At 51.8% G+C, this 1,675-nt stretch carries 1 rRNA gene; it reads left to right on the top strand.

Annotation, left to right across the window (positions count from 1 at the left end):
* Nucleotides 1-119 precede the first annotated feature (119 nt).
* A 16S ribosomal RNA gene (locus IWB18_RS12380) occupies nt 120-1,638 on the top strand.
* Nucleotides 1,639-1,675: the final 37 nt, after the last annotated feature.

Below are 1,675 nucleotides of genomic sequence, written 5' to 3'. Positions count from 1 at the left end.
AAAAGAGATCTTTGAAAATATAATAGCACACGAAAACCAAGCTAAAAGAAAGAACCAAAAACAACGTTGATACCAAGAGTATCAAAAGCCAAAGAGAGTTCTAGCGGACTCAAACACTTATAATAGAGAGTTTGATCCTGGCTCAGGACGAACGCTGGCGGCGTGCCTAACACATGCAAGTCGAACGCGATCTTCGGAGTAGTTTACTACACTGAAGTGAAAGTGGCGGACGGGTGAGTAACGCGTGGGTAACCTGGCCTATGGAAGGGGATAGCCTCGGGAAACCGGGATTAATACCGTATGTAGTTGAATGATTGCATGATCGTTCAATGAAAGATTTATCGCCATAGGATGGACCCGCGTCCCATTAGCTAGTTGGTGAGATAACAGCTCACCAAGGCGACGATGGGTAGCCGGCCTGAGAGGGCGAACGGCCACACTGGGACTGAGACACGGCCCAGACTCCTACGGGAGGCAGCAGTGGGGAATATTGCGCAATGGGGGCAACCCTGACGCAGCAACGCCGCGTGAATGATGAAGGTCTTCGGATCGTAAAGTTCTGTCGAAGGGGAAGAATAAAATGACGGTACCCTTAGAGGAAGCCCCGGCTAACTACGTGCCAGCAGCCGCGGTAATACGTAGGGGGCAAGCGTTGTCCGGAATTACTGGGCGTAAAGGGCTTGTAGGCGGTTTTTTAAGTCAGATGTGAAAGTTCGGGGCTCAACCCCGGAATTGCATTTGAAACTGGAGAACTTGAGTACTGGAGAGGTAAGTGGAATTCCTAGTGTAGCGGTGAAATGCGTAGATATTAGGAGGAACACCAGTGGCGAAGGCGACTTACTGGACAGATACTGACGCTGAGGAGCGAAAGCGTGGGGAGCGAACAGGATTAGATACCCTGGTAGTCCACGCCGTAAACGATGAGTGCTAGGTGTTGGGGTAACTCAGTGCCGTAGTTAACACAATAAGCACTCCGCCTGGGGAGTACGGTCGCAAGACTGAAACTCAAAGGAATTGACGGGGGCCCGCACAAGCAGCGGAGCATGTGGTTTAATTCGAAGCAACGCGAAGAACCTTACCAGGTCTTGACATTTCCTGACGACCTCAGAGATGAGGAGTTCCCTTCGGGGACAGGAGGACAGGTGGTGCATGGTTGTCGTCAGCTCGTGTCGTGAGATGTTGGGTTAAGTCCCGCAACGAGCGCAACCCCTGTATTTAGTTGCCATCAGGTTAAGCTGGGCACTCTAGATAGACTGCCGTAGATAATACGGAGGAAGGTGGGGATGACGTCAAATCATCATGCCCCTTATGACCTGGGCTACACACGTGCTACAATGGTCTGAACAGAGGGCAGCGAAACAGCGATGTGGAGCCAATCTCAAAAAACAGATCTCAGTTCGGATTGCAGGCTGCAACTCGCCTGCATGAAGTCGGAGTTGCTAGTAATCGCGGATCAGAATGCCGCGGTGAATGCGTTCCCGGGCCTTGTACACACCGCCCGTCACACCACGAGAGTTGGCAACACCCGAAGTCAGTGAGCTAACCGTAAGGGAGCAGCTGCCGAAGGTGGGGCTAGTAATTGGGGTGAAGTCGTAACAAGGTAGCCGTATCGGAAGGTGCGGCTGGATCACCTCCTTTCTAGGGAGCAAGTGAGTAGTGTGCTGTTATGTTTTGA

The sequence above is a fragment of the Alkalibacter mobilis genome, from assembly GCF_015594845.1.
GTDB classification, from domain to species: Bacteria; Bacillota; Clostridia; order Eubacteriales; family Alkalibacteraceae; genus Alkalibacter; species Alkalibacter mobilis.
This window is presented reverse-complemented; position numbering and strand designations above follow the sequence as displayed.